The 4826-nt window shown below is 40.7% G+C and carries 7 protein-coding genes; 4 read left to right on the top strand and 3 right to left on the bottom strand.

The window, feature by feature from the left end; translation table 11 throughout:
* The first annotated feature begins 51 nt into the window (after window positions 1-51).
* The 4 genes from E1160_RS09800 (at window position 52) to E1160_RS09785 (ending at window position 2658) form a co-directional block, all read left to right on the top strand.
* Complete coding sequence (locus tag E1160_RS09800) at window positions 52-273, top strand: hypothetical protein (protein WP_155154975.1); 222 nt, start codon at window positions 52-54, stop codon at window positions 271-273.
* Window positions 274-390: 117 nt separating this feature from the next.
* Entirely contained in the window at window positions 391-1368 is a 978-nt protein-coding gene (lipA, locus tag E1160_RS09795; RefSeq protein WP_155154974.1) for a lipoyl synthase, read from the top strand.
* A gap of 33 nt (window positions 1369-1401) precedes the next feature.
* On the top strand, window positions 1402-1836 hold the full coding sequence (locus E1160_RS09790) for a type II toxin-antitoxin system RatA family toxin (RefSeq protein ID WP_155154973.1): 435 nt from the start codon (window positions 1402-1404) through the stop codon (window positions 1834-1836).
* A gap of 93 nt (window positions 1837-1929) precedes the next feature.
* The gene (locus tag E1160_RS09785) at window positions 1930-2658 is read left to right on the top strand and encodes a helix-turn-helix domain-containing protein (RefSeq protein WP_155154972.1); all 729 of its coding nucleotides are present in this window, start codon (window positions 1930-1932) and stop codon (window positions 2656-2658) included.
* Here the strand turns inward: E1160_RS09785 and E1160_RS09780 are convergent.
* The 3 genes from E1160_RS09780 to E1160_RS09770 are packed head-to-tail and all read right to left on the bottom strand — an operon-like array spanning window position 2642 to window position 4811.
* Complete coding sequence (locus E1160_RS09780; RefSeq protein WP_155154971.1) at window positions 2642-3136, bottom strand: CinA family protein; 495 nt, start codon at window positions 3134-3136, stop codon at window positions 2642-2644. The genes E1160_RS09785 and E1160_RS09780 overlap by 17 nt on opposite strands.
* Entirely contained in the window at window positions 3126-3620 is a 495-nt protein-coding gene (locus tag E1160_RS09775; RefSeq protein WP_155154970.1) for a phosphatidylglycerophosphatase A family protein, read from the bottom strand. Before E1160_RS09775 ends, E1160_RS09780 begins: the two co-directional genes overlap by 11 nt.
* 12 nt (window positions 3621-3632) lie before the next feature.
* The gene (locus E1160_RS09770) at window positions 3633-4811 is read right to left on the bottom strand and encodes a bifunctional 2-C-methyl-D-erythritol 4-phosphate cytidylyltransferase/2-C-methyl-D-erythritol 2,4-cyclodiphosphate synthase (protein WP_155154969.1); all 1179 of its coding nucleotides are present in this window, start codon (window positions 4809-4811) and stop codon (window positions 3633-3635) included.
* Window positions 4812-4826 lie beyond the last annotated feature (15 nt).

Below are 4826 nucleotides of genomic sequence, written 5' to 3'. Positions count from 1 at the left end.
AATAGTAATATATAAATAGATAATTGGAATTGGCGCGAATGGGATAGCGACATGATGAAAATTGATGTTCCTCATATTATTTCCACGAAAAAGCAAATGGAGTGGAGTAACAATAAGTGGACACATGTCTTAATTGTGAAAACCGATCTAGCTTTGGATAATGAGTCCGAAGACTATAATGCGGGTGATTTACAGTTATTGCTGAAAAATATCAGTACTGCACTGAAATCACGCAAAACCGGTTTTGATAAAATTAAGCTTGAAGAGATTTAAGCTTAAATTTCCCTGAGCCTATAGATATCTATAGTTTACTTTACTTACGCTGCATGTAGAGATATACCTTCTTTGTTGTGGGGATTTCGCATACAATAAAAAGTAAAGGGCGCAGAAATGTCTGATAGTCTAGTAAAGCCAGTTGAAAAACCAAAACACCGACATCCCGAAAAAAGAAATCGTCCAGATAATCCTATTCAGCGTAAACCTGAATGGATTCGGGTGAAAGCGCCTGTTAGTAAGGATTATCGTAAGACTGCGTCTTTAGTACGCGAAAATAATCTTGTTACAGTATGTGAAGAAGCTGCCTGTCCAAATATTGGCGAATGTTGGGCCAAAAAACATGCTACATTCATGATTATGGGCGAGATTTGCACACGCGCCTGTGCCTTTTGTAACGTAACAACGGGTAAGCCAAACGGCTTGGATATTTTTGAACCTTATCGGGTTGCAGATTCAACAGCGAAATTGGGTCTAGAGCATGTCGTAGTAACTTCAGTTGATCGAGATGATCTAGATGATGGTGGCGCGCAGCATTTTGCCGAGACAATTAAAGCAATCAGAGAGCGGGCCCCCAATACGACAATTGAAATTCTGACACCTGACTTTAAAGATAAGAAAGGTGCGGTGGAAATCGTTGTCGAAGCTCGTCCAGATGTGTTTAACCATAATCTTGAAACTGTCCCACGACTATATCCAACCATCCGCCCGGGTGCACGTTATTACACGTCTTTAAACTTGCTAGATCGCGTGAAGCAGCTTGATCCGTCAATCTTTACAAAATCTGGTATTATGGTTGGCCTTGGTGAAACTAAAATCGAAATTCAACAAATGATGGATGATTACCGGGCTGCGGATGTGGATTTCTTGACGGTAGGTCAATATCTACAACCAACTCCTAAGCATGCGGCGATCGATAAGTTTGTTACACCAGAAGAATTTGAAAATTATGCCACAATGGCACGTGCAAAAGGGTTTTTGATGGTTTCATCGTCTCCATTAACACGTTCCAGTTATTTGGCGGGAGATGATTTTGCAGAATTACGTAAAGCACGTAATGAGCAACTTGCAAAATCGGCGGAATCTTCAAAATAATTCATTTATCATTTTCATTGAAGGAGGGCCCTTATGCCAAGGCATGAGGAGAAACATTTTATCGCGCATCCCCCAAAGGATATGTATGATCTTGTTTGCGATGTGGAGAAATATCCTGAATTCTTGCCATGGTGCCAGAATGTAAGAATCCGCAAGCGCATGGATAATATTATTCTTGCCGATTTAATGGCCGGATTTAAGAACTTTAATGAAAAATATACCAGTCGCGTTACTTTTTTCGATGACGATCTTATTGTGGATGTGAAGTATGAAACTGGACCATTCAAACATCTCTTAAATGAATGGAAGTTCTCAGAGGTAGAAGGCGGCTGTGAGATACATTTCATGATTGATTTCGAATTTAAGTCACGCATTCTCCAAGGGGTTGCGAATATGTTCTTCAAAGAAGTCTTTCATAAAATGGTGGAAGCTTTTTCTAAAAGAGCGGACTCCGTCTATAATAAGTAACAATTACATAAAGCGTCGAATCGATATATTTAATCCAATAACTAGATAATGGATCTGTTTTAATAGGTTTCATACCTAATTTATGGGGCAAATATGATTTCACCAGAACAAATCAGGGCTGGTCGTGCTTTAATTAATGCTAAGCAATCTGAGTTAGCAAAAGCAGCAGGTGTATCTCTGGCGACATTGAATAATATAGAGCGTGGGTTAGGTGATCCGCGCGCGAGCACCTTAAAAGCTATTGAAGATGCTTTGTCGCTTGCTGGTGTTTTAGTAGAGAATGACACGTATTCAGAAACGATCATCCTAAAAAAATACGCAAGACCAACTGCTTATGATGGTTTTACAGCAAGTCAGAGAGTTATGGAAATCCTAGGAAACGATCCATTAACCAAAACTCAATCCGTCTTATTTTTTATTCGTGAAAATACAACGAGTGGCCCTGGCAGTAATCTGGACGATCACCGGGTTTGTTTATTGGTGGCCGGAAAAGTACGTAAAATCCTTTTTGATCAAGTCGGATTCAATCTTGAAAATTCAGCAAGGATTGCGGAGGTGGCAGGAGTAATGCTCGCATCGCTTGTAACATTCCCTAAAAATGTATTCTTTGTAAAAAGTAAGATAGAAGACACTACGATATCACCAATTGATGAAGCGATCACACAACTTTCTAATCGTGAAAAAAATCTTTTGTCGAACCCAAAAGAATTCTTTTCAATAGTGGGCAATTGGGATGATATTTTTGCTACCTGTATGAAAACTGAAGGACATCCGTTACTTGATCTTATTCAATATACAGATCACGTTAGTCCTTTTGAATAACAGATAGAGCCAAAAACAGTGCTGTTCGAACTGTACCACGTCTTACTTCAGAGCGATTACCTTCGAAATTTAACTTCGTGACAATTGGGGATTCTAAATTATCTGCAGCAATCCCAATATAAACTAAGCCTGCTGGTTTGTTTTCTGATGCTCCGGGGCCTGCAACGCCTGTGACAGCAATCGCAAGATTGGTCTGTGCTTCTTTGATAGCCCCGATTGCCATTTGTTCCGCAACTTCATGACTTACCGCACCATGATGTCTTATCGTATCTGAGTTCACACCGATTAATTCGTTCTTGGCCTCATTTGAATAAGTGATAAAACCACGATCAACGACATCAGATGATCCAGCTATTTCAGTCAAAGCACCGGCAATTAAACCGCCAGTGCAAGATTCCGCAGTTGAAACCGTCCATTTCTTTAACCGACATTCTGATAATAGACGTGTAGATAAATCCCGTATTTCCTTAGAAAACATTTGTTACGATCCCCCATTCATGCAAAACAAGCAAACATATACCCGCAAAGGCACCCGCAACCATATCATCTAGCATGATACCAGCCCCACCTTTTACATTCTTATCGATGAAGCTAATAGGAAATGGTTTTAAGATATCAAATAGACGAAATAACAAAAAACCAATGACCAAATTTTCCCCGGTCATTGGAGCCATTGCTAATGTCACCCAAACACCAGCTACTTCATCGATAACAATCTCAGACGCATCATGGCTCTGCGTTCTACCTGAATATTGTCCTGCCGACCAAACACCTAAGAAATAAGCCACAATTGCAGCAATAGCTAATGCGATTGGTCCGAGATGAATATGAATTGCCACAGCAAATGGTAGGGCGCAAATAGTGCCCCATGTGCCTGGTGCAGGCTTTATATACCCACTACCAAACCAAGTGGCGATTATGACATCAAGGTTTTTGAGAGAAGGGCGCTTTGTTTTTGTCATTTATGAGTTCTCTTATACCAATATAGTTGCCGCTGCTTGTGCAGCAATACCTTCTTGACGGCCTGTAAAGCCAAGCTTTTCCGTCGTCGTGGCTTTCACACTAACTCTTTTCACATCCAACCTCAGTAATTTTGCCAATTTTTCGCGCATGGCATCTTTGTGTTTTCCCACTTTGGGTGCTTCACAGATGATAGTAACATCTACATGTTGAATTTCGCCGCCTTCCTTGACGATCAACTCCCGCGCATGTTTGAGGAAGATGTGGGAAGCGGCACCTTTCCATTGTGGTTCGCTTGGCGGGAAATGCGTGCCTATATCACCCGCCGAAATACACCCCAGCAAAGCATCTGTTAGGGCATGCATGGCAACATCCGCATCTGAATGTCCTTTTAATTTCTGAGTATGAGGAATATTCACCCCGCATAACGTGACGTGATCCCCTTCTTCAAAAGCATGCACATCAAAGCCTGTAGCCATTCGTGGTGTTTTCATTTCTATTTCACTTAATTTTCGTTCCGCAGCGGTAAAATCTTCGGGACGCGTTACTTTAAAATTATCAACGCTACCCTGTATGCATTTTAAACGTAAACCAGCAGCTTCTGCGACAGATGCATCATCCGTTAGCTTTTTCCCTTCAGCCTTAAGATGGGCATCTAAGATTTTAGATAGAGGGAATACTTGCGGGGTTTGTACATTTCTTAAAACAGATCGATCAACTGTTTCATTTATGATTGCATTCTCATCAACTCGTTTAACAGTATCAACGACTTCCAACGCAGGGATGATGCCGTCAACATCTTTACTGTTTAGCGCTTGAATACAGTCCGATATCAATTCTTCAGACAAAAACGGTCGAGCAGCATCGTGAATAAAAACCAAATCGTCGGATGAGTATTTATCCGAGATTGCTTTTAAGCCTAGTCTGACAGAGTCCTGCCGTTCATTGCCACCTGAAATTACCTTATAGTTTAATCCATAAAGAGCGTTGGTATATAACTTTTCATCATTTGGATGTATTACAATATAAAGGTCGTCTATCTCAGCGGAATGCGTGAAAACTTCAGCAGCATAACGAATAAGCGACTTTTTTGCGATCAACCGATATTGCTTTGGAATATCACCACCCGCGCGATATCCGCGTCCAGCAGCAACAATCAAGGCAATTTTTTTTATATCTATTGAATTTTTCATTTAAATTCTGGAATT

It is taken from the genome of Curvivirga aplysinae, assembly GCF_009711445.1.
Classification (GTDB): Bacteria; Pseudomonadota; Alphaproteobacteria; order UBA8366; family Aestuariispiraceae; genus Curvivirga; species Curvivirga aplysinae.
Note: the sequence above shows the minus strand (reverse complement) of the source record. Positions and strands in the feature narration are given on the sequence as shown.

What these genes read in the sequence shown, in the direction of transcription:
- E1160_RS09800 (WP_155154975.1), top strand. Translation starts at nt 52, where the DNA reads ATGATGAAAATTGATGTTCCTCATATTATTTCCACGAAAAAGCAAATG.
- lipA (WP_155154974.1), top strand. Translation starts at nt 391, where the DNA reads ATGTCTGATAGTCTAGTAAAGCCAGTTGAAAAACCAAAACACCGACAT.
- E1160_RS09775 (WP_155154970.1), bottom strand. Translation starts at nt 3,620, where the DNA reads ATGACAAAAACAAAGCGCCCTTCTCTCAAAAACCTTGATGTCATAATC.
- E1160_RS09785 (WP_155154972.1), top strand. Translation starts at nt 1,930, where the DNA reads ATGATTTCACCAGAACAAATCAGGGCTGGTCGTGCTTTAATTAATGCT.
- E1160_RS09790 (WP_155154973.1), top strand. Translation starts at nt 1,402, where the DNA reads ATGCCAAGGCATGAGGAGAAACATTTTATCGCGCATCCCCCAAAGGAT.
- E1160_RS09780 (WP_155154971.1), bottom strand. Translation starts at nt 3,136, where the DNA reads ATGTTTTCTAAGGAAATACGGGATTTATCTACACGTCTATTATCAGAA.
- E1160_RS09770 (WP_155154969.1), bottom strand. Translation starts at nt 4,811, where the DNA reads ATGAAAAATTCAATAGATATAAAAAAAATTGCCTTGATTGTTGCTGCT.